General features: G+C 64.9%; 16 protein-coding genes. 2 read left to right on the top strand and 14 right to left on the bottom strand.

Features of this window, described 5'->3' with window-relative positions; translation table 11 throughout:
* The first annotated feature begins 59 nt into the window (after window positions 1–59).
* The gene (locus FJ426_RS23620) at window positions 60–488 is read left to right on the top strand and encodes a GNAT family N-acetyltransferase (RefSeq protein WP_140825535.1); all 429 of its coding nucleotides are present in this window, start codon (window positions 60–62) and stop codon (window positions 486–488) included.
* Here FJ426_RS23620 and FJ426_RS23615 read toward each other — a convergent pair whose 3' ends face one another.
* The 9 genes from FJ426_RS23615 to murA all read right to left on the bottom strand — a co-directional run bounded on the left by FJ426_RS23615 (window position 489) and on the right by murA (window position 11436).
* Window positions 489–1604, bottom strand: a complete 1116-nt coding sequence (locus FJ426_RS23615) for an anhydro-N-acetylmuramic acid kinase (protein ID WP_140649018.1) — start codon at window positions 1602–1604, stop codon at window positions 489–491.
* A complete protein-coding gene (locus tag FJ426_RS23610; RefSeq protein WP_140623658.1) occupies window positions 1604–2605 on the bottom strand; it encodes a serine hydrolase in 1002 nt (333 codons plus the stop codon). The genes FJ426_RS23615 and FJ426_RS23610 overlap by 1 nt, the downstream gene beginning before the upstream one ends.
* 220 nt (window positions 2606–2825) lie before the next feature.
* Window positions 2826–4574 carry an ABC transporter ATP-binding protein gene (locus tag FJ426_RS23600; protein WP_140825534.1) on the bottom strand — a complete coding sequence of 583 codons (1749 nt, stop codon included), beginning with the start codon at window positions 4572–4574 and terminating at the stop codon, window positions 2826–2828.
* Entirely contained in the window at window positions 4571–5410 is an 840-nt protein-coding gene (locus tag FJ426_RS23595; RefSeq protein ID WP_140629079.1) for an ABC transporter permease, read from the bottom strand. Before FJ426_RS23595 ends, FJ426_RS23600 begins: the two co-directional genes overlap by 4 nt.
* Window positions 5410–6369: an ABC transporter permease gene (locus FJ426_RS23590; RefSeq protein ID WP_140497735.1), complete on the bottom strand. Its 960-nt coding sequence runs from the start codon at window positions 6367–6369 to the stop codon at window positions 5410–5412. The genes FJ426_RS23595 and FJ426_RS23590 overlap by 1 nt, the downstream gene beginning before the upstream one ends.
* Before the next feature lie 148 nt (window positions 6370–6517).
* Window positions 6518–8032, bottom strand: a complete 1515-nt coding sequence (locus FJ426_RS23585; RefSeq protein WP_140825533.1) for an ABC transporter substrate-binding protein — start codon at window positions 8030–8032, stop codon at window positions 6518–6520.
* Between the two features lie 140 nt (window positions 8033–8172).
* On the bottom strand, window positions 8173–9105 hold the full coding sequence (murQ, locus tag FJ426_RS23580) for an N-acetylmuramic acid 6-phosphate etherase (protein WP_140825532.1): 933 nt from the start codon (window positions 9103–9105) through the stop codon (window positions 8173–8175).
* 193 nt (window positions 9106–9298) lie between these two features.
* The gene (locus tag FJ426_RS23575; protein ID WP_140562070.1) at window positions 9299–10183 is read right to left on the bottom strand and encodes an N-acetylglucosamine kinase; all 885 of its coding nucleotides are present in this window, start codon (window positions 10181–10183) and stop codon (window positions 9299–9301) included.
* On the bottom strand, window positions 10180–11436 hold the full coding sequence (gene murA, locus FJ426_RS23570) for a UDP-N-acetylglucosamine 1-carboxyvinyltransferase (RefSeq protein WP_140497743.1): 1257 nt from the start codon (window positions 11434–11436) through the stop codon (window positions 10180–10182). Before murA ends, FJ426_RS23575 begins: the two co-directional genes overlap by 4 nt.
* Window positions 11437–11605: 169 nt before the next feature.
* Between murA and FJ426_RS23565 the strand changes: the two genes are divergently transcribed.
* Window positions 11606–12466 carry a MurR/RpiR family transcriptional regulator gene (locus FJ426_RS23565; RefSeq protein WP_140562071.1) on the top strand — a complete coding sequence of 287 codons (861 nt, stop codon included), beginning with the start codon at window positions 11606–11608 and terminating at the stop codon, window positions 12464–12466.
* 15 nt (window positions 12467–12481) lie between these two features.
* Here FJ426_RS23565 and fhuB read toward each other — a convergent pair whose 3' ends face one another.
* The 5 genes from fhuB to FJ426_RS23540 form a co-directional block, all read right to left on the bottom strand.
* Window positions 12482–14476: a Fe(3+)-hydroxamate ABC transporter permease FhuB gene (gene fhuB, locus FJ426_RS23560; protein ID WP_246675587.1), complete on the bottom strand. Its 1995-nt coding sequence runs from the start codon at window positions 14474–14476 to the stop codon at window positions 12482–12484.
* A gap of 11 nt (window positions 14477–14487) precedes the next feature.
* Window positions 14488–15336, bottom strand: coding sequence for an iron-siderophore ABC transporter substrate-binding protein (locus FJ426_RS23555; protein ID WP_246675586.1), 849 nt, complete (start codon window positions 15334–15336; stop codon window positions 14488–14490).
* Window positions 15337–15385: 49 nt separating this feature from the next.
* On the bottom strand, window positions 15386–17575 hold the full coding sequence (locus tag FJ426_RS23550; RefSeq protein WP_140562074.1) for a TonB-dependent siderophore receptor: 2190 nt from the start codon (window positions 17573–17575) through the stop codon (window positions 15386–15388).
* Between the two features lie 136 nt (window positions 17576–17711).
* Window positions 17712–18596, bottom strand: a complete 885-nt coding sequence (locus FJ426_RS23545) for an AraC family transcriptional regulator (RefSeq protein ID WP_181172810.1) — start codon at window positions 18594–18596, stop codon at window positions 17712–17714.
* A 125-nt stretch (window positions 18597–18721) separates the two neighbouring features.
* The gene (locus tag FJ426_RS23540) at window positions 18722–20077 is read right to left on the bottom strand and encodes a glutamine synthetase family protein (RefSeq protein ID WP_140514618.1); all 1356 of its coding nucleotides are present in this window, start codon (window positions 20075–20077) and stop codon (window positions 18722–18724) included.
* Between the last annotated feature and the right edge of the window lie 302 nt (window positions 20078–20379).

The raw sequence follows: 20379 nt of genomic DNA, 5'->3' as shown, positions 1-20379 counted from the left end.
CGCAGGCGCTCCGGCCTTCGTAACTCTGTTCGTCTCCCGTTGCGCATTTCGGATGAGCCATGATCACGACACTTGAAACGACGGCAACCCCGTTGCCCGAAGAACTCGCCTTTCTCGGCGAACGTTTGATGGCGTTCAACGACGGCGATGTCGGCGCTTCCGAAAGGAAGGCCCTTGCGGTGTTCGTGCGTGATGAAGCCGGCGCGATTGTCGCGGGCACTTCGGGCTACACCGCCTGGGGCTGGCTCTGCGTGCAATGGCTGTGGGTCGACGAAAGGCTGCGCGGCCGGCGCATGGCCGGCACGATGCTGGACGCGGCTGAGAAGGAGGCGATGGCGCGTGGCTGCCAGAACGCCTGGATCGACACCTTCAACCCGAACGCCGCCAGGGTCTATCAGCGCCAGGGCTATCAGCCCTTCGGAACACTCGCCGATTTCCCCGTCGGCCGCAGCCGCGTCTTCCTGCAGAAAAAACTGTCGGCGGGCTGATCAACCGGCCAGCCGTCCGCCGCGCATCGGCTGCGGCGCGCCCGTCGTGCTGGGAAAACTGATCGGCAGGCCGCGCAGTACGCGCACCGCCAAAAAGGCAAAACACTCCGCCTCCACCGCGTCGCCGCTCCAGCCGAGGCTTTCGGCCTGCACCACCTCCACACCGGCGCGGCTGGCGATCATTGCCATCATCGTCGGGTTGTGGCGGCCGCCGCCGCTGACCACCAGTCTTTTCGGCCGGCTCGGCAGAAGATCGAGTGCCTTGCCGACCGCGGCGGCGGTGAAGGCGGTCAAAAGCGCGGCGCCGTCCTCGGCGCTCAGGCCATCCGCCATGGTGGCGCCGAAGTCGAAACGGTCCAGCGATTTCGGATAGGGTTTGGTCAAATAGGGGTGTTGCAGCAGCTTGGCGAGCCGGGCTTCGTCGACCGTTCCCGCCCGGCCAAGCGCGCCGTCGCGGTCCATTTCGCCGAGCCCCTTCGACTTGATGAAATCGTTGAGCGGCGCGTTGGCGGGGCCGGTGTCGAAGGCAACGACATTGTCGCCGCCGTCCCACCAGGTGATGTTGGCGACGCCGCCGAGGTTCAGCACGGCCACCTCGCCGCTGGCGCCGGCGCTGCGCATCAGCGCGGTGTGATAGGCGGCCGCCAACGGTGCGCCCTGTCCTCCGGCGCGCATGTCGGCAGAGCGGAAATCATAGGCAACCTTGGTGCCGAGGATCGCATGCATCAATTCGCCATCACCAAGCTGCCGGGTCTGGCCGAGCCGGCCGATTTGCGGCGCGCGATGCAGTACGGTCTGGCCGTGGAAGCCGACGACGCCGATATCCGCCATCGTCATCCCATAATCTTCTACGAGCTCCTTGACCGCCGCCGATTGCGCGCGCGTCAGCGCCTCCTCGGCCTCGCGGAAGATCGCCGGCTCCGGTCCGGCAAAATTCCAGCCCCGCGCCTGCTTAAGCGTCTCTTCCAGCAGCGAGCGGATCGACGGGGGGTAGGGCATCAGCCGGTAGGTGCCGAAATCGTCGATGCGCTCGCCATCTGTCTTGATCAGGGCGACATCGATGTTGCCGTCCAGCACGGTGCCGGTCATCAGGCCGACGGCCCAGATGGATTCCATTATCGAACTCCATTGATGAGATCGCCGACCGCTTGGCGAAGCGCGACGATTCCGCTGTCGAAGTGACGTGTCGGATGGATCCGGTTGGTAAGCAAGGTCCAGGCCTTGCCTCTGTCGAAGTCGATCCACAGCCCCGTGCCGGTAAAGCCGGTATGGCCTATCGTTCCGGGGCCGCACAAAGCGCCGCCGGACCAGCCGTCATAGGGACGCTCCCAGCCATGGGTGCGGGTGGCGGACAAGGGCGTGCGCATCGGCGCGATCGACCGTTCGGATGCGCCGGTCAGCAGCCCTTGGGCGAAATCGAGCACCGAGGCGGCCGTGCCGAACAGGCCGGCATGGCCGGCGCCTTGCAACGCCGCGCAATTGTCGTCGTGAACCTCGCCGGACAGAACGCGATGGCGCCAGGTGCAGTCTTCTGTTGCCGCGGCGAGATCTGGCTCGGCAGACCACGCAAAGCCCGGGCCGGGCTCCATGTCGCGGATGCTTTTTCCCGACAGCCGTTCGAGCGCAAAGCCGAGCAGGATGAAATTGATGTCGGAATAGACCGGATCGCGGGCCCGCCATTCCCGTTGCAGGATGAAGGCGCGCAGCAAGTCGGGGTCGCGCCCGTAAGTGTAGATCGGTTCGACGGCCGGGAAGGGCGTCTGGTGCCCGAGGCACTGGCGAAACGTCACCTTCCGCTCCCAGGCACTCGCGTCATATTGGCGAAGGTCCGGCAGCACCGAGACGAGTGGTGCGTCGAGATCGATGGCACCGTCCTGAGCCAGCGTCAGAATGCGCGGCGTGGTGAAGATCACCTTGGTCAGGGATGCCAGGTCGAACCAGCTCTCCTCACGCATCGGTCGCTGCTTAGGCACGAGTTGGGCTGAGCCGATCGCCCTGGTGATGCGGTCGCCATTCCTGTCAACGATGCCGAGCACGCCACCGGGGATGCGCTTGGCGGCAACTGCCGCTGCGAGTGGTTGGAACGCGCGGTCGAAGATCTGGGCGAGGTTGGTCAATGCGGGCCTCCTGAAAGGCCGAGTTCCGTCACACCCCCCTCTGCCCTGCCGGGCATCTCCCCCGCAAGGGGAGAGATTGGCAGAGTTGATGTCCCGCCAGCCTTCCACCATTGGAGATTGGCGAAGGCCGAGGCGACATCCGATCTCCCCCCTTGCGGGGGAGATGCCCGGCAGGGCAGAGGGGGGTGCTGTCCCGCCAACCTGAGATATCCGAGGGCCATCACGCCTCCACCCTCGCCACATGATCCCCGCCAAACCGCTCCCATCTCGCCGGCGCCGGCTCAAACCCTTGCGGGCGCACCAGGGAAGGCACCTGGCGTGTGTCGACCTCGAAACGCTCATGCCGCCGGTCGATGGCCGGAACCGCTGATATGAGCTTCTTCGTGTAGGAATGTTTCGGCGCCGACAGCACCGAGGCCGCGTCTCCGATCTCGACGATCTGGCCGGCATAGATGACGGCGATGCGATGAGCGATCCGCTCGACGACAGCCATATCGTGTGAGATGAACAGATAGGCCAGCCCGAACTCGCGCTGCAGGTCGACCAGCAGCTCCAGCACCTTGGCCTGAACCGAAACATCGAGGGCGGAAACCGCTTCATCCAGAACGACGACCGACGGGTTGAGCATCAGCGCGCGGGCAATGCACAGCCTTTGCCGCTGGCCTCCGGAGAATTCGTGCGGATAGCGCTGCAAACTGTTCTGCGGCAGGCCGACGCGCTCCAGCAGGCTCGCCATCCTGGCTCGCGTTTCGGCATCCGCCCGGCCGCCATTGGCGATCACCGGCTCCGCCAGGATGCTCTCGATGCTCAGCCGCGGGTTGAGCGAAGCGTAGGGATTCTGGAAAACCATCTGCACGGGCTTGGCGCTGTGCTTTGCCGTGGCCGTTGGGGCGCCGACCGAGAAGCTGCCGCGCGTCGAGCGCACCAGCCCAAGGACTGCTTTCGCGGTGGTCGATTTGCCCGAACCGCTCTCGCCGACAATGGCCAATGTCTCTCCCGGCATCAGGTCGAAGTCGACACCGTCCACGGCGTGCACCGCGCCGCTGGCATGGCTGAAGAAACTGCTCTTGAGCGGAAACCGCACCACGAGGCCGTTGACCTCAAGGGCCGGGTCCGTCCTTGCGTTCTTGTCGCGCTGCCCGTCCGTGCGTGTCGCGCGGCCGTGGGCGAAATGCGGCACATCCTGCAACAGATGCTGCGTGTAGGCGTGCTGCGGCCTGTCGAGGACCTGGTTCAGTTCGCCCTGTTCCACGGCCTGCCCGTTCTGCATCACCATCACAGTGTCGGCGATCCCGGCGACAAGGCCGATGTCGTGGGTGATGAAGATCATCGACATGCCGCTTTCCTGCTTGAGCTCCGCAAGCAGCGCCATGATCTGCGCCTGTACCGTCACATCGAGCGCCGTGGTCGGTTCGTCGGCGATCAGCAGACGCGGATTGCAGGCGAGCGCAATGGCGATCATTACCCTTTGCAGCATGCCGCCCGACAGCTGGTTGGGCGTGTATTTTAGCCGCCTTGCCGCATCGGGGATGCGCACCCGGTCGAGCGCGTCCTTGGCCGCCGCCGTGGCCTGCCGGCCGGTCAGGCCGCGATGCAGCCGGAACGATTCCTCGATCTGGGTGCCGATCGTCAGCACAGGATTGAGCGAGGTCATGGGCTCCTGGAAGATCATGCCGATCTCTGCGCCGCGAATCCCGGTCAGTTGCGGCTCGGTCGCGGTCGTCAGGTCGAAGAGACTGCCGTCGGCCCGTTTCAGCGTCATGGCGCCGCCGGTGATGCGGCCGCCGCCGAAATCGATGAGACGGTTGATCGACAGTGCGGTGACGGACTTGCCCGAGCCGCTTTCGCCGACAATGGCCAGCGTTTCGCCGTCGGCGAGATCGAAGCTGACGCCGCGCACCACCTCATTGGCTCTCGGGTCGCGGCCGAAGCCGACGCCCAGGTTGCGGACCGACAGAAGCGGGATCATGCGAGCGCTCTCCGCATCTTCGGATCGAGGATGTCGCGCAAGGCGTCGCCCAAGAGGTTGAAGCCCAGAATACTGATCATGATCGCCAGGCCCGGGAAGATCATCAGCCATGGGGCGGTTTCCATCAGATTGCGGCTGTCGCTCAGCATCAGTCCGAGCGAGGCGGCCGGCGGCTGCGTGCCGAGACCGAGGAAGCTCAGGCCGGCCTCGGTCAGCAATGCCCAGGCGAGCGCCAGCGTCACCTGGACGGTTAAGGGCGCGATCAGATTGAGCAGCAGGTGCCGCGTGATGATGTAGCTCGAGCTGCTGCCGAAGGTGCGCGCGGCGTCGACGAATTCGCGCGCCTTGAGCGACAAAGCAGGGCCGCGCACCACGCGTGTGAAAATCGGCATATAGACGATGCCGATGGCGACCACGCTGGTCCATGTGCCCGGTCCGGCAACGGTGACGATCAGCAGCGCCAGAAGAATGGCAGGAAAAGCCAGCAGCACATCCATGATCCGCATCAGCACGCCGTCCCAGCGACGCCCGAGCCAAGCGGCGGCGAGCCCAAGCACGGTGCCGGCAAGCGCGGCGAAGGCGACCGAAAAGAAGGCCACTGTGAAGGACTGGCCGACGCCCGCCATCAGCCGGCTCGCCACGTCGCGGCCGAACAGGTCGGTGCCCATCGAGTAGGCGGCACTGGGCGCATGCAGCCGGTCGACCCGGTATTGCGTGATCGGATTGTGCGGGGTCAGTCCCAACAGGCCGAGGATGGCGACCAGGAGATAGACGCCGACGATCACGCCGCCGATACGGCCGCTGCTGTGCCTGAAGATGGCGCGCAGCATGCGCATCACTGCTCGCCCAGCCGGATGCGCGGATCGAGCGCGACATAGGCGAGGTCGACCAGGAGATTGACGATCATGAAGTTGAAGGCGATGAACAGCACGCTGCCCTGCACCAGCGCGTAGTCGCGCTGGAGGATGGCGTCGAGCACCATGCGGCCGAGGCCGGGCAGGGCATAGATCTGCTCGACGATGACCGCGCCGCCGAGGAGATAGCCGAACTCGATGCCGCTCAGCGTCACCACGGGGATCAGCGCGTTGGGGAGCGCATGTCGCCAGATGACGCTGCGCGCCGAGGCGCCCTTGCTGCGGGCGGTGCGCACATAGTCGTCGCTCAACACGTCGAGCATGGCCGAGCGCGAGATGCGGGTGACCGAGGCGGCGAAGGCGAAGCCGAGCGTGATGGCAGGCAGGATCAGCTGGCTGAGATTACGCAAGGGATCCTGCCAGAGCGGCGTGAATTCGCCCATGGCCGGCAGCACGCCGAAGCCGGCCGACAGCGCGTAGATGATCAAAAGGCCGAGCACGAAGCTCGGCGTCGACTGGCCGATCATAGCGACGACGCGCACACCGAGGTCGGACAGTTTCTCACTATGCGTGGCGGCGTAGATGCCCGCCGGCATGCCGGCTGCGAGTGCGATGATCATCGACAGCACGGCCAGTTCCAGCGTCAGCGGGAAGCGCTCGAGGATGACGTCCAATACCGGCCTACCATAGGTGACGGAGATGCCGAAATTGCCGTGCAGGATGCCGCCGATCCAGCGCCAGTACTGGACGAACCAGGGCTGGTCGATGCCGAAATAGGCGGCGAGCGCATCGCGCTGTGCCGGCGTCAGCAGGCCGGCTTCGGTGCCCAGCATCGCGGTGATCGAATCGCCCGGCACCATCCGGATCGCCACGAAGACCAGGATCGACACGCCAAGCAGGACGAGAGGAAACGCCGCAAGTCGTCGCATCAGATAATTCACGCGAAGAAGACCTCTCGTCTAGAGCATGATGCCGAAAAGTGTGAAACGGTTTTCGGACGACATCATGCTCTATCCCTTTGATCTAGAGGCGGATTCAAATTTCAGGTCGATTCAACCTGAAATCATCCGTCTCCAGGGCCGCCCACGGCTACTGCTGGATGGTAACCTTGCTGAGGCTGAACAGCGTGCCCGTCGGCGTCGGCACGAACCCGGCGACGTTCTTCTGCTGGGCGGTATAGCTGTAGGACGTGTAGAGCCAGATCCAGGGCGAGACTTCGGCGAGGTGCTTCTCGAACTCGGTGAAGATCGCCTTGCGCTTGGCCGGATCGGTCTCGGCGCGGCCTTTCTGCATCAGGCTGTCCAGCGTATCGTCGATGTAGTTGGCCACCTTCTGCAGATTGCCTGATTTGGTCCAGTAGCGGTTGTACATGGTGTAGGGGTCGGCGCGGCCGCCATTGAGCGCGATCGCCATGTCGAAATCGCCCTTCAGCCAGGCGTCGACATAGACGTTGAGCTCCATCATCTTGATGTCGAGCTTGACGCCGATCTCGGCGAGCTGCGATTGGATGACCTGGGCTTCTGCCGCCGCCGTCGGCGGCTCGCCGGTGGCGCCGATCACGGTCGCCGAAAAGCCGTCGGCAAAGCCTGCCTCCGCCATCAACTTCTTGGCCTTCTCGACATCACGCTTGTAGCAGAAGAGCTGGCTGGGATCGGTCGCAAGTGCTGGGATGGTCAGCGGTCCGGTGACCTTGCCTTCGCCGAGCGCGGCGGTGTCCAGAACCTCCTGCCGGTCGATGGCGCAGGAGATCGCCTGGCGCACCTTGAGTTCGGTCATCGGCTTGCGTGACGGATTGAGCTGCAGCACGTTATAGGCCAGCACCGGCGCGCGGTTCAGTTGCAGGCTAGCCTCGTTCGGCACCAGCGTGGCGACGAGCGGATCGTTGAGCAGCGCGAAATCGACCTGCTTGGTGCGCATGGCGGCGAGGATCGCCGCTTCATCGGGCAGCACGCTGATTTCGATACCGTCGACGCCGGTCGCGCCGCCGGCCCATTCCTTGTTGGCGCTCAAGACTTCCTTGGCGTTGGGGTCCCATTTATCGAGCTTGAACGGGCCGGAGCCGACCGTTTTGGTGCCGATCGAGCCGGCCTTGACCTCGGCCGCCGGCACGATGGCCGCGTTGATGTCGCTCATCGCCGTCAGGATCGGCGCGTCGGGCTGCGATAAATGGAACACGACGGTTCCAACGTCCGGCGTGTCGATGCTGGCGATCGACAGGAAGTTGGCGCGGGCGGCGGCGCCTGTCTTCTCGTCCAGGATGCGCTCGAAAGACGCCTTGACGTCGGCCGGAGTCACGGCAGCGCCGTCCTGGAATTTCGCCTTGGGATCGAGCTTGAAGGTCAGCTCCTTGCCGTCCTTGGAGAATTCCCAGGAGGTGGCGATGGCCGGGACGATCTGCAGGCTGGCATCGACCCGCACCAGCGGCTCATAGATCAGCTCCAGGAGCCGCAGCGAGGAAAAGGCCGTCTGCTTGTGCGGATCAAGTCCCGTTGCGTCCTGCGACCAGGCCATGTGCAGCGTCGCCGCCTGCGTCGAGACCGTGGCGATGCCGAGCATGGCTGCCAGCGTGATGCCCGACAGCAGCTTTCTTGTGAGGTGAACCATTCTCGTCTCCCATCTTTGCTTGAACCCGATGCCCTTGCAGTTTCTGCGGACCGCTTCCAAGGCACACGCGCTTTGGAGCATCGGCCCAGTCTATGCGGCTTCGCGCCGACTTGTGTAAAGCAGCTTCACGCCGTCTGGTCTCAAGCGCCTTCATGCGTCTCGTCGCTGATTGCCTTTCGCAGGAAACCCCTTGCCTTGGCGAGGGCTGCGCGCGCCTCCTCGACCTCAAGCCCGGTGATGGTCAGCAGGATCGCCAGCTTCACGTCGTTGCCGGTCCGGCCGAGCGCCTGGCGCGCCTGCGCCGCCGTGCAGCCTGTGGTCTGCATCACGATCCTGGTTGCCCTGGCGACCAGTTTCCTGTTGGACGGATTAAGGTCCACCATCAGGTTCTGGTAGCTCTTGCCGATGCGGATCATCGAGGCCGTGCTCAGCATGTTGAGCACCAGCTTCTGCGCCGTTCCGGATTTCAGCCGCGTCGAGCCGGTCAGCACCTCGGGACCGACGACTGGCGAGATGGCGATGTCGGCAATGCCTGCTATGGTCGATGCCGGATTGCAGGACAGGGCGACCGTCGTTGCCCCCACCTGCTTGGCATAATTCAACCCGCCGATCACATAGGGCGTGCGCCCGCTGACCGCGATGCCGACCACCACGTCGTCCGGGGTGAGCTTGACGTCCTGCAAGGCCCTGGCGCCCATCTTGGGATCATCCTCGGCCCCTTCGGTCGAGCGCACCAGCGCGTCGGGCCCGCCGGCGATCAGGCCAACGACCATGCCTTCCGGCACGCCGAAAGTGGGCGGACATTCCGAGGCGTCGAGCACGCCCAGCCGGCCGCTGGTGCCGGCGCCCATATAGACAAGCCGAGCGCCTTTCTGGAAGGCGAGGACGATGCGGTCGACCGCGGCCGCGATGTCCGGCAGCACCTTTTCGACCGCTGCCGGAACCACCCGGTCCTCGTCGTTGATCTTGCGCAGCACATCGATCGTCGGCAGCAGGTCGATGTCCATGGTCCGCGGATTCCGGCCTTCGGAAACCAGCCGGTCCAGCTCGGACATCAAACCTTGCTCGCTCATCCCAGTGCTTTCAAATCAGTCCAGTGCTTTCAAATCAGTGCTTTCAAAAATCAGGCCGCTCAGCCTGTTCGGAAGTGGTTCCTCTTTGGTTCCGGCACACGCGTATTTCGCTATGCTACCCCGTTTCGTTAACGTCTTAGAATTCAATATTCGTTCCGTCAACGGAAAGATGGAATAAATTATTCCTTCCGCGCTAATGCTTGCCGAGTGACCTGCGGGCAAGAATGATCGCCCCGGAAACCGCGTCGCCATCGGCGGCTTTCAGGCGCCGGCGAACGTCGGGTGCGAGCCATGGTTCGAGCGGACTGGCGAGCCCGCCCAGCAGGGCCACGCGCGGCGCGCCTTTTTCGAACAGAACCCGCACCAGCGTGTCGATCTGTTCGGCGGCCTTTTGCACGATGCGCCGTCCTGCCGGATCGCCCTGGTCGGCGTGGCGCATCACCATCGGCGCCAGGGCCGCATAGTCGGTGGCGCTGGCGCGGTCCATCCAGGCCACGGCTTGCATCGGGTCGTTCTCGAAACGCTGCATGACTTCCGCCAGCAGTGCCGTGCGCTCATGCCGGCCGTCATGGGCGCGCAACGCCAGCTGCACGGCCTTCAGCCCGAGATCGGCGCCGCTGCCTTCGTCGGAGATCGGAAAGCCATAGCCTCCGGCGCGCAGGTCGCGGCCCTCGACGAAGCCGAGGCCGATCGAACCGGTGCCGGCGATGACGATGGCGCCGTCCTGGCCCGAATGCGCGCCGAGGCAGGCGGCGACGCCATCGCTGACGAAATCGATGCTGGCAAAGGGATGCGCGATCGCCCGCAGCGCCTCCAGCGCGCCCTTGCGGCCGATCCCGGCAAGGCCGATGCCGGCGTGAATCCGGGCGCTTTCCGCCGCGCCGAACCCTGCCTCCTCGATCGCCGCGCCAAAGGCCTTGGCAACCGACGCCCAGGCCGTATCGATGCCGAGCCGCGTCGACGCCGGACCGGAGAGGCCTTGTCCCAGCACGGTTCCCTCGGCATCCTCGACGCGGGCGCGACAGCCGGTTCCGCCGCCGTCGACGCCGAGAAAATAATCGGAGCGGCCGTTGTTCATGCGCTCAGCCGCTCGATGTCGGCGCCGCACAGACGCAGCTTGCGGTCCAGTTGCTCATAGCCACGGTCGAGATGATAGACCCGGTTGATGGTCGTCTCGCCCTCGGCGACCAAGGCCGCCAGCACCAGCGACACCGAGGCGCGCAAATCGGTGGCCATGACTTGCGCGCCATGCAGTTTCTCGCCGCCGCGCACCAGCGCGGTGGTGCCTTGCAGCTTGATGTTGGCGCCGAGCCGCATCAGTTCGGGAACATGCATGAAGCGGTTCTCGAAAATGGTTTCGCGCAGCAGCGACGCGCCCTGCGCGCAGCACATCAGCGCCATGAACTGCGCCTGGAGATCGGTCGGAAAGCCCGGATAGGGTTCCGTCGTGACGTCGGCGGCCTTGAGCGGCCGCTCGCGCGACACGATGAGCCCGCGGTCGCCCGGCCAGACGCCGACGCCGGTCGCCTCCAGCAGTTGCACCACCGAGGCCATGTGCTCGAGCCGGGCATGCGTCAGTTCCAGTTGCCCGCCGGTGATCGCCGCGGCGATGGCATAGGTGCCGGCCTCTATCCGGTCCGGAATGATGTCGTGCCTGGCCGCGCGCCAGTCCGTGTCGCCGGCGATCAGGATGCGATGTGTGCCGGCACCTTCGACACGCGCGCCCATCGCGTTGAGGCAAGCCGCGAGGTCGGCCACTTCGGGCTCGCGCGCCGCGTTGAGGATTTCGGTTTCGCCCTTGGCCGTGGTCGCCGCCATCATGGCGGTTTCCGTCGCCCCGACCGACGGCGAGCTCAGGACGATGCGCGTGCCGGTGAGCCCGTTCGGCGCCGAGGCGACGATCAGCCCGTTCTCGATGGCGATGCGGGCGCCCAGCGCCGCGAGTGCGGCGACATGCATGTCGACCGGCCGCGCGCCGATAGCGCAGCCGCCAGGCAGCGAAACCCGCGCATGGCCGAAACGGGCGAGCAGCGGCGCCAGCACCAGCACCGTCGCGCGCATCTTTCTGACGGTGTCGTAGGACGTCTCCCTGGAAACGGCGGCACGGGTGTCGATCGTCGCGGCATGGGCCGATCGCGTCACCTCGGCGCCGTGCAGCCGCACCACGCCGAGCATGTTCTCGACGTCGGTCACATCGGGCAGGTTGGTCAGTTCGAGCGGGTAGGGGCTTAGCAGCGCCGCCGCGATCTGCGGCAGAGCGGCGTTCTTGGCGCCCGATATGGTGACCGCGCCTTGCAGTCTTTGCCCGCCGACGATGCGCAGTCTGTCCATGGCTGAAACCTTGTGCGCCGGGCCGCGTCCGGGCGCGGCGCTCTCGAAAGCTGTTCCCGAGCTCAATCCGGCCCGCTTGAGAATTAATTCCGCGTTCTTGGCTGTCAATCGAAATTGGAATAAATTATTCCTTGGCCGTGCGGCTGGACGCCAAAGCGCAAGGGGGATCATGTCCGTTCTGAACAGGATCAATGCCAAGCTCGACGGCATGGCGCCCGGCGATCGTGAGATCGGCCAGTACATCGTCGAAAATCCCGAGGAGATGCTGCGGCTGTCGACGGCTGCTCTTGCGGCTGAGATCGGGCGCAGCCAGTCGAGCGTCGTCAAATTCAGCCAGAAGCTCGGCTATGCCAGCTACCAGGAGCTCAAGCTCGCCGTCAGCGAAGCCAAGGCGCGGGAATGGCAGGTGCCGGCCGGTATGATCCACGGTTCGATCGAAGTCGGCGACGGCTATCAGGTCATCTTGAAGAAGCTGATCGGCAGCAAGCTTCTGTCGATGGAGCGGACCGTCGCCGCCAACAGCGAGCGGATCATCTCCAGGGCGCTGGAATTGCTGGATGGTGCGCGCCGCATACATCTGGCCGGCGTCGGCGCCTCCTCGCTGGTGGCGCGTGATTTCTCCTACAAGCTGATGAAGCTTGGCCGCAATGTGCTGCATGACAGCGACAGCCATATCCAGATGGCCAATGCTTCGACGCTCGGGCCTGACGATGTGCTGTTCGCGCTCTCCCATTCGGGCGCCAGCATCGAAACTCTGCGCATCGCCGAGCTCGCCCGCAAGCGCGGCGCCATGGTGATCGCCGTCACCGGCCTGCACGACAACCCGCTGGGCCGCGTTGCCGATATCTGCCTCTACACCATCGCCGACGAGGAGCGTGCGCGCTCATCGTCCATCACCGCGCGCGATGCGCAGCTGACGCTGACCGACCTTCTGTTCATCCTCATGGTGCAAAAGCAGCCGGACGCCAATGACTACGTCCACAACAGCGAGGCGGCGGTCTCGGTGCTGAAGGCCGAACGGTCTTCCTAACATGCCCGGACCGCGTCAGCCCTGGCGCGGCACGCCCCTGGCAAGCAGGTAGACGAGATACGGCCCGCCAAGCAATGAGGCGAACAGGCCGACAGGCAGTTCGTACGGGAAAGCCGCCATGCGCGACAGCCAGTCCGATATGGTCATCAGCAAGGCGCCCAGAAGCATCGCCCCGGCAAGATGAATGCGTGCGCGCCAAAAGCCGAGGAGCCGGGCAAGGTGTGGCGCGATCAGGCCGACGAAGCTCAACGGGCCGACGATCAAAGCGGCCAGCGCGGTCAGGAGCGCGCTGACGACGACCAGCATCAGCCGCCCGCCGGCTACGGGCACGCCAAGTCCGCGCGCACTGTCGGCCCCGAGCGGCAGGATGTCCAGCCAGCGCGCGGCAAGAAAAAGCGGCAGCGTCAGTGGCAACAGGCAGGCCAGTGCAACGGATGCGTCCAGGGCAGTCGCCTGGCCGGTCGAGCCGCTCAGCCAGCGCAACAGCATATAGGACTGTGCATTGCCCATCGCGATCGTCGCGGTGATCAGCGCGCTACACAGCGCGCTCATGGCAATGCCGGCAAGCAGCAATCGGTCGGCGCCGAACTTTGCCTTGGCGGCGATGGCCAGCATGGCGGCCAGTGCCGCCAGTGAGCCCGCGGCCGAGCCGGCGAGCTGCCAGCCAAGCCCGGCCGTTGCGCTGACCGTCAGCACGGCGGTCAGGCCGGCGCCCGCGCCGGTGCCGACGCCAAGCACTTCGGGGCTCGCCAGAGGGTTGCCGGTAACGCGCTGGATGACCACGCCCGCCGCCGCGAGCATCGCGCCGGCGGCCGCGGCCACGCCGACACGCGGCGCGCGCCAGGAGACGAGATCGGCCAGCAGGTCGCAGCCGGCGATCGACCACCCTGCCGGTCCACGCCCGACGACGAGAGCCAAGGCGGCGGCGGCAAAAGTGAGCGCAAGCAGGACGAAGATGATGAGCCATGGCCGGCGAGCCTTGCGCGGTGCCGCGCCATTGGAACCGAGATGCGGCCATTCGAACATGCGCAACCGCGGCAGCAGCCACAGCAGCAGTGGGCCGCCCAGAAGCGCGGTTCCCGCGCCGGTCGGAATACGCTCGCCGCCGGAGCCGGCGGCCAGCTGGACCAGCCCGTCCGTCAGCCACAGCAGTACCGCGCCGATCAGCGGCGCGGCGATCAGCTTCTGCCGCAGGGTGCGCGCGCCCGAAAGCATGGCGAGCGCCGGCGCGGCAAGGCCGACGAAACCAATGACGCCGATCTGCGCCGCGACCGTCGTTGCCATCCATACCGCAAGAGCGATGATGAGAAAGCGGCTGGTGTGGCGGGCAACGCCAAGGCCGCGCGCCGAGGCGTCGTCGAGGCCAAGGATGGTCAGCGGCCGCAGCAGCATCAGCGCCGCGGCGGCGCCGGCCGCCAGCCTGATCGTCAGGGCGATAGCCGGTTGCCAATCCTGCTGCACCAGCGACCCGCCGCCCCAGATGAACAGCGAGAACAGGTAGTCGCCATTGGCGAGGATCAGCGCGGCGCTGACGGAACTCGCGGTCAGCGCCACCATCATTCCGGCGAGCACGACCGACACCGGCTCCAGCCCGCGCCGCCAGGTCAACGCCAGCACCAGCAGCACAGCGGCGGTGCCGCCGGCAAAGGCCACCAGCCCTTGCGATCGCTCCATCAGCAACGGCGCGTAAAGCGAGGCGAGCGTCATCGCCAGTTGCGCGCCGCCCGAAATGCCGAGCGTCGATGGTTCCGCCAGCGGATTGCGCAGCACATGCTGCAACAGCAGGCCGGACAGGCCGAGCACGGCGCCCGCCAGCACCGCTACGACGGCGCGCGGCAGCGAGCTGTAGAACAGGATGACATGCTGGAGATCGCCCGGCACCGATGCCGGCTGCTGCATGCCGACGCGCCATGCGAACAAGAGTGTGGCCAGCCCCGCGAGCAGGCCCCACAGGATGATGGGCGACCGCGCGCCGCCGATGGTGCGGTGAGGCATCTCGCTCCGGGCCATGGCGCGCTCCGTCACGAAGCATGACCCGCAAGCGCCGCCGTCGCCAGCCGCGCGAAGCGGCGCGCCGACGGCAGGCAGCCGAAATGGTTGATCGCTTCGAGCACCGCGACGCGGCCTTTGCTCACGGCCGGCAGCGCGTTCCACAACGCATTGGTGGGAAGCGAGCGCCCGACATCCGCCGGCAAGGGCGAGACGATCAGGATGGAGGCCTCGGGCACCCGCGCCAGCGCCTCCAGGCCAACGGGTGCTGCCGCGCTGTAACTTGTCTCTTCGGACCAGGCATTGACCAGGCCGAGCCGTGTGAGCACGTCACCGAACATGGAGTCGCGGCCGAAGGCGCGGAAGTGCCTGGAGTCGCCGAGGCTGATGACAAAGACCGGCCGTGTGGACCTGGTTGGCATGGCGGCGCGACGCCGCGCGATGTCGTCGGCGGTGTCGCCGACGTAACGCTTCGCTTCGGCCGGTCGTCCGAGCTTTTCGCCCAGGGCCAGCGTCGCTGCCTCGGCGAGTGCGTAGGGCGGCACTCCGGCCTCGTAGACGGTTTGCGCGAACACCGGCGCGATGCGCTCCAGAATCGGGCGTTGGTACTCGTAGAAATTGGAGATGACGATCAGGTCCGGCGCGACGATGCGCAACAGCTCGTAGTTGGGCGTGCCGCGCAGTCCGAGATCGGTCACGGATTGGGGAATTGCAAGCTCGAGCGCAATCCTGCGGAACTGGATCAGTTCGGCCGCCGCCGCCGGCTCGATGCCGAGCGCCAGAAGCGTTTCCAGCATGCCCCAATCGATCGCGGCAACATTTGTCGTCGTAGTCCTGCCGGCAACCGGCGGCAGCAAGGCCGCGGCCGTTAGCGCAAGCACCTGCCGTCTGTTGGGCGGATGGATCATCGCCGGCGGGTTCGGTCCATGATTACCAACTCGTGTGCGCCTTCAGCTTGAAGGAGCGGCCTTCGCCGTAGGAGCAGGTGAGCGTTGTCTGGCAGCTCGACACATACGTCTTGTCGAAAAGGTTGGTGATGTTGAGGTCGACGCCCCAGTTCTCCTTCTCGTAGCCGAGCTTCAGGTCGGCCAGCGTCACCGCCGGAACCTTCGCCGTATTCTCATTGTCTGCCCATGAGGAGCCGATATAGCGCAAACCGCCGCCAATCGAGATGCCGTCATACCAGTCGCCACGGAAGGTGTAATCGACCGATGCGGAAGCCATCACTTCCGGCACGATGAAAGGCGTCTTGCCGATGAGCGCCGGGTTGGCGTCCTTGGTGATGTCGATGTCGTAAGCTGTGAATGTACCTGTAAGCCGGAAATCCTCGGTCACGTTCACCTTGCCTTCGAGCTCGACGCCGCGTGAACGCACCTCGCCGGTCTGCATCTGGGTGAAGGGAGTGACATTCGACGGCACGTTCTGGCGGGTCAGGTCGAACAGCGACAGGGTGAACAGGCCATCGACGAAAGTCGGCACGTACTTCACGCCGACTTCGTACTGCGTGCCCTCTTCCGGCTTGAACAGATTGCCCACCGCGTCGGTGCCGATGATCGGATTGAAGAAGGTGGCGATGCTGGCATAGGGGGTTACGCCGTTGGCAAACTCATAGGCCAGGCCGGCGCGGCCGGAGAAGTCGCCAACCGTGCTGCTCTGCGTGCTGGAGCCCGCCGAGTAATAGGTCGGGCGGTTGTCGGCTTCGAGCCAGCCACGGTCGTAGCGGCCGTTCAGTGTCACCAGCCAACCATCGCCGAAGCGCATTTGATCCTGTGCATAGAAGCCAAGCTGCTTCTGCGTCAGGTCCTGATTGAGATAGCTGACGCGAGGCGTCAGCGGCGAACCGTACACCGGATCGAAAGCGTCGATCGGATTGTCATAATTGGGATCGTAGAGGCCGGAAGACTGTACCTGGTCGATGTTGTAATATTTGAAATCGACGCCAGCGAGGATCGTATGTTCAATCGCTCCGGTCGCCACCTTGCCTTCGATCTGGTTGTCGGCGAGGAACGTCTTGGCCGTGGTGTCATGATCGAAATTGATCCGCGCCAGCTCGGTCGGCCCTCCGATCGTTGACCAGCCGTTCGGATAGACGCTGACCTCGTTGATATCGGCGGCGGTGAAACGGGCGCTGGAGCGAACGGTCCAGTCATTGTCGAACGTGTGCTCGAACTCGTAGCCGAGGGAGCCCTGTTCGCGCTTGTAGAGATCGATGCTCGGCTCCGTGAAGTTCGCATCGGGATCGATGCGGCCATAGTTCACGCCGCCGACAATGTGATCGACCACGGTGCCATCGTAGGGCAGGAAGCTGCCGCCATTATGGTTCTCGTCGATGTGGCTGTAATTGGCCAGTATGGTTAGCGTGGTCGCTTCGTCCGGCTTCCAGCTAATGCTCGGCGAGATGAAGCCGCGCCAACCGTTCTGCAGGTCGCTGTAGGTATCGCCGCCGGCGACCTTGCCCGTCATCCGGTAGCTGACCGTGCCGTTGCTGGCGACATCGCCGATGTCGAAGCCGAGATAGACATTGCCGGCATCGTTGATGCCGGTTTCGACATAGCGCGTGCGTTCGAAGTCCGGGCGCTTGCTGACATAGTTGACCAGGCCGCCCGGATTGCTGCCGCCATAAAGGACCGAGGCCGGCCCCTTCAGCACTTCGATGCGCTCAAGGCCGAAGCTGTCGACATAGAAACCGCCGAAACCATAACTGAACAGCTGGAGGCCATCCATGTAGGTCCCGGTGGCCGTTGCATCGAAGCCACGAATGTACATCCAGTTGGTGTCGCTGTCGGGACCGAAGGGTTGGGCAAAGACGCCGGCGGTGTAGCGCAGCGCCTCGTCAGCCTTCTGTGCACCCTGATCGTCGATCTCCTGCCGTCCGACCACCGAGACGGATTGCGGGACCTCCTTGATGTCGATCGCCGTCTTGGAACCGGTTCTGGTCGTCTTGGCGACGACGCCGTCGACCGGCCCGGTCGCGCTGTCTCCGGCCTCGCCCTCGACAACGACCGGTTCAAGCTGGGTGCTGGATTGCGCCGTCTGCGCGAACGCCGGCACTGGCGGGATCATCGCGGCAGCGGCGACGCCGGCCGCCAGAAGCGCCTTGATCCGGTAAATTCTGCTCATCAGGAAAGTCCCCGCCTGTCGTCGTTGAGATACTTGATGATTTACCTCAACTTATCAGCGGGTCATTGGACTGATTTGGGCGGCTTGTCCATTCTTGTCCAAACCACTGATATCGCGGTGCCGTGTTGCGGAAATGTCACCGGCGGCCGGCGCTCTTCATCCACGCACCCGGGGTCAATCCGACCACGGACTTGAACACGCGGGTAAGGTGCGCCTGGTCGAAGAAGCCGGTGGCCTGGGCGATGTCGCCAAGCGAGGCAGCCTCATGCGCCATCATCGCCTTTGCCCTGTCGATCCGCGCCTGCATCTGCCAGCGATGCGGCGGCACGCCCGTTGCTGCCTTGAAGGCATGGCTCATCGCGGTTTCGGACAGGCCGGTCAGCGCGGCAAGATCAGCAAGGCGGATCCTGTCCAGGCAGTGGGCGTCGATGTAATCCGTGACGAGGCGCAGTTTGCGGCGGGGCAGGGGCGACCGGCGCCTGACGGCACTTGGCCGGTCTATCCGGAAAAGGCATGCGAACAAGGCGTTGAGCAGACCCTCGCCATAAAGATCATGCAGGTTCCACTCGCTGCCGCATTCAGCGGCGATAAGGCCGGCAAGCGTAGCGATCCGATCATCGCGAAACTGGAGGCGCGAGATCTGCAAGGCATCGCGATCGAGGCTGCGGCCGAAGCGGCGGGTCAGTATCGCCGCGTCGAAATGAAGGTCGAGATGCCTGATCCGTTTGAGTCCCTCGACCCGGCCGCGGATCGGCACCCCGGCCGGTATATAGGCCATGGAAAACGCCTGGTTGTGGCGGCGCGGTTCGCCATGGGCGCCTTCGACGACGAAGGCACCGTCGCCGTCGATATCGAGAGCGACGAACAGCCGGGGGTCGGGAGAGACGTAATAACCCTCGGCATTGTCACCGCATGAGACGTCCCAGAGGTCGGCGACCACGCCGTCCCAGACGTGCCATTTCAGGTCGCCAATTACGGCAAATCCCTGAATCCGGCTCTCCATGCGCGCGACGAAGGTCAATTCTGCTTATCCCGGGCATAACATGATAGAAACTATCATGTTATGCCCGGTCAGCGACAGCACCGCAAGCCCTTGCGTTCGAAGGTCGTGCTGAACCGACGCCGCTGCTGTCGGTCAGCGCAGCCTCAGACGCTTTCGAGATAGGTCTCGATCTCGAAGTCGCTGACGTTGAGCGCGAACGTATTCAGTTCCTGGCGTTTGCAGGCGATGAAAGAGTGGCGCAGGATCGCCGGGAAGATCTCCGCCACATGCGTCCCGCTTTCAAAGGCCGCGATCGCGGATGCCCAGTCCGGCGGCAACTTGGCCGGGGCAAGGCCTTGCCCATCATTCCCGGTTGGGTCGCCCGGTGACATCTGCCTTTCGATGCCGACCAGTGCCGCGCCCAGTATGGCGGCAAGCACAAGATAGGGATTGGCGTCCGCTCCCGACACGCGATGCTCGATCCGGCGCGCACCGGTCGGGCCGCCGGGAATGCGGATCGCGACCATGCGGTTCTCGTAACCCCAGGCGACGGCGGTCGGCGCGTAGGATCTCGGCCGGAGCCTGCGGTAGGAGTTGAAATGCGGCGCGAACACCAGCGTGCTCTCGGCCATCGCCGCCAGCAGTCCGCCGACAGCGTGGCGCATAATGCCGGAGCCCTGGTCGGTGCCGTCGTCGAAGACGTTGCGCCCGTTGGCGTCGACAAGGCTGAAATGGACGTGGAAGCCGTTGCCGGCTCGGTCGCCATAAGGCTTGGCCATGAAGCAGGCGGCAAAGCCGTGCTTGCGGGCAATGCCCTTCACCGTGCGCTTGAACAGGACGGCGTCGTCGGCCGCCCGCAGCGCGTCCGCGACATGGTTCAAATTGATCTCGAACTGGCCGACGCCGTTCTCGGCAATGGCGGTATCGACGGGAATGCCTTGTGCTCGGCAGGCTTCGTAGATGTCGTGGATGAAGGCCTCGAAGTCGTCGATCTCGTCGATTGACAGTGCCGCGTCGGAATCCAGACGCCGCCCGGTGACCGGCGAGACAGGCCCGACCGGTCGCTGCGATTGCGGGTCGACAAGATAGAATTCGAGCTCGGTGGCGGCCACAGGCGTCAGGCCCAAAGCCTTGTAGCGGTCGAGGATACGGGCCAGTGCCCGCCGGGGATCCCCGAGATACGGTGCGCCGCCTTCGTCGGCGAGCCAGAGCGGGATGAGGGCGGTCGGATGCGCCGTCCAGTTCACCGGAAGGATGCCGCGGCCGGTCCATTGGCACAATCCGTCTGCGTCGCCGGTCGAGAACACCAGCGCGTTGCCTTCGATATCCTCGCCCCAGATGTCCAGCCCGATCAGCGAATAGGGCATGCGCAGCTTGCCCTCCAGTGCCTTGCGCGCCTGCTCGACGGGGATGCGCTTTCCCCGCATGATGCCGTTGAGGTCGCACACCGCGGCCCTCAGGCTCTGGATGTCGTTTCGGCTCTCAAGCCAGCTCAGAACGTCCGCAATTGCATCGCCCAATTTCCAACCTCTGGTTTCGAAGGTGCCCGAGCCCTGATCGGCCGCGCTGTCCCTGGTAAAAATGGCTTGTGAGTTTTCGGGATCCATATCTGGCCGCAGCCGGATGTTTCCCTATTTATTCAAGTCATTAGCTGGGATGTCGGGAGGCATTTCAAAACCAGTTGCGCGATCTGCGACCGAAACATAGAGGCAAGAGCGTGGAAAGCCAAGGCTCGGCATCGGGCTTGTCGTAAGCACATGAGTTGTCCGGATTAGGTAGCACGTGAGTTGTCCGGTTTTATCGCCAGCGGATGGAGGCTGGG

The organism is Mesorhizobium sp. B2-6-4, assembly GCF_006441495.1.
In the GTDB taxonomy this organism is placed as follows: domain Bacteria; phylum Pseudomonadota; class Alphaproteobacteria; order Rhizobiales; family Rhizobiaceae; genus Mesorhizobium.
The sequence above is the reverse complement of the archived record's forward strand: the minus strand, read 5'-3'. Positions and strand labels throughout refer to the sequence as shown.

Bases quoted from the DNA above. Each gene is read 5' to 3' on its own strand.
- FJ426_RS23620 (WP_140825535.1), top strand. From the start codon at position 60: ATGATCACGACACTTGAAACGACGGCAACCCCGTTGCCCGAAGAACTC.
- FJ426_RS23615 (WP_140649018.1), bottom strand. From the start codon at position 1,604: ATGGAATCCATCTGGGCCGTCGGCCTGATGACCGGCACCGTGCTGGAC.
- FJ426_RS23600 (WP_140825534.1), bottom strand. From the start codon at position 4,574: ATGATCCCGCTTCTGTCGGTCCGCAACCTGGGCGTCGGCTTCGGCCGC.
- FJ426_RS23595 (WP_140629079.1), bottom strand. From the start codon at position 5,410: ATGCGCATGCTGCGCGCCATCTTCAGGCACAGCAGCGGCCGTATCGGC.
- FJ426_RS23585 (WP_140825533.1), bottom strand. From the start codon at position 8,032: ATGGTTCACCTCACAAGAAAGCTGCTGTCGGGCATCACGCTGGCAGCC.
- murQ (WP_140825532.1), bottom strand. From the start codon at position 9,105: ATGAGCGAGCAAGGTTTGATGTCCGAGCTGGACCGGCTGGTTTCCGAA.
- FJ426_RS23575 (WP_140562070.1), bottom strand. From the start codon at position 10,183: ATGAACAACGGCCGCTCCGATTATTTTCTCGGCGTCGACGGCGGCGGA.
- murA (WP_140497743.1), bottom strand. From the start codon at position 11,436: ATGGACAGACTGCGCATCGTCGGCGGGCAAAGACTGCAAGGCGCGGTC.
- FJ426_RS23565 (WP_140562071.1), top strand. From the start codon at position 11,606: ATGTCCGTTCTGAACAGGATCAATGCCAAGCTCGACGGCATGGCGCCC.
- fhuB (WP_246675587.1), bottom strand. From the start codon at position 14,476: ATGGCCCGGAGCGAGATGCCTCACCGCACCATCGGCGGCGCGCGGTCG.
- FJ426_RS23550 (WP_140562074.1), bottom strand. From the start codon at position 17,575: ATGAGCAGAATTTACCGGATCAAGGCGCTTCTGGCGGCCGGCGTCGCC.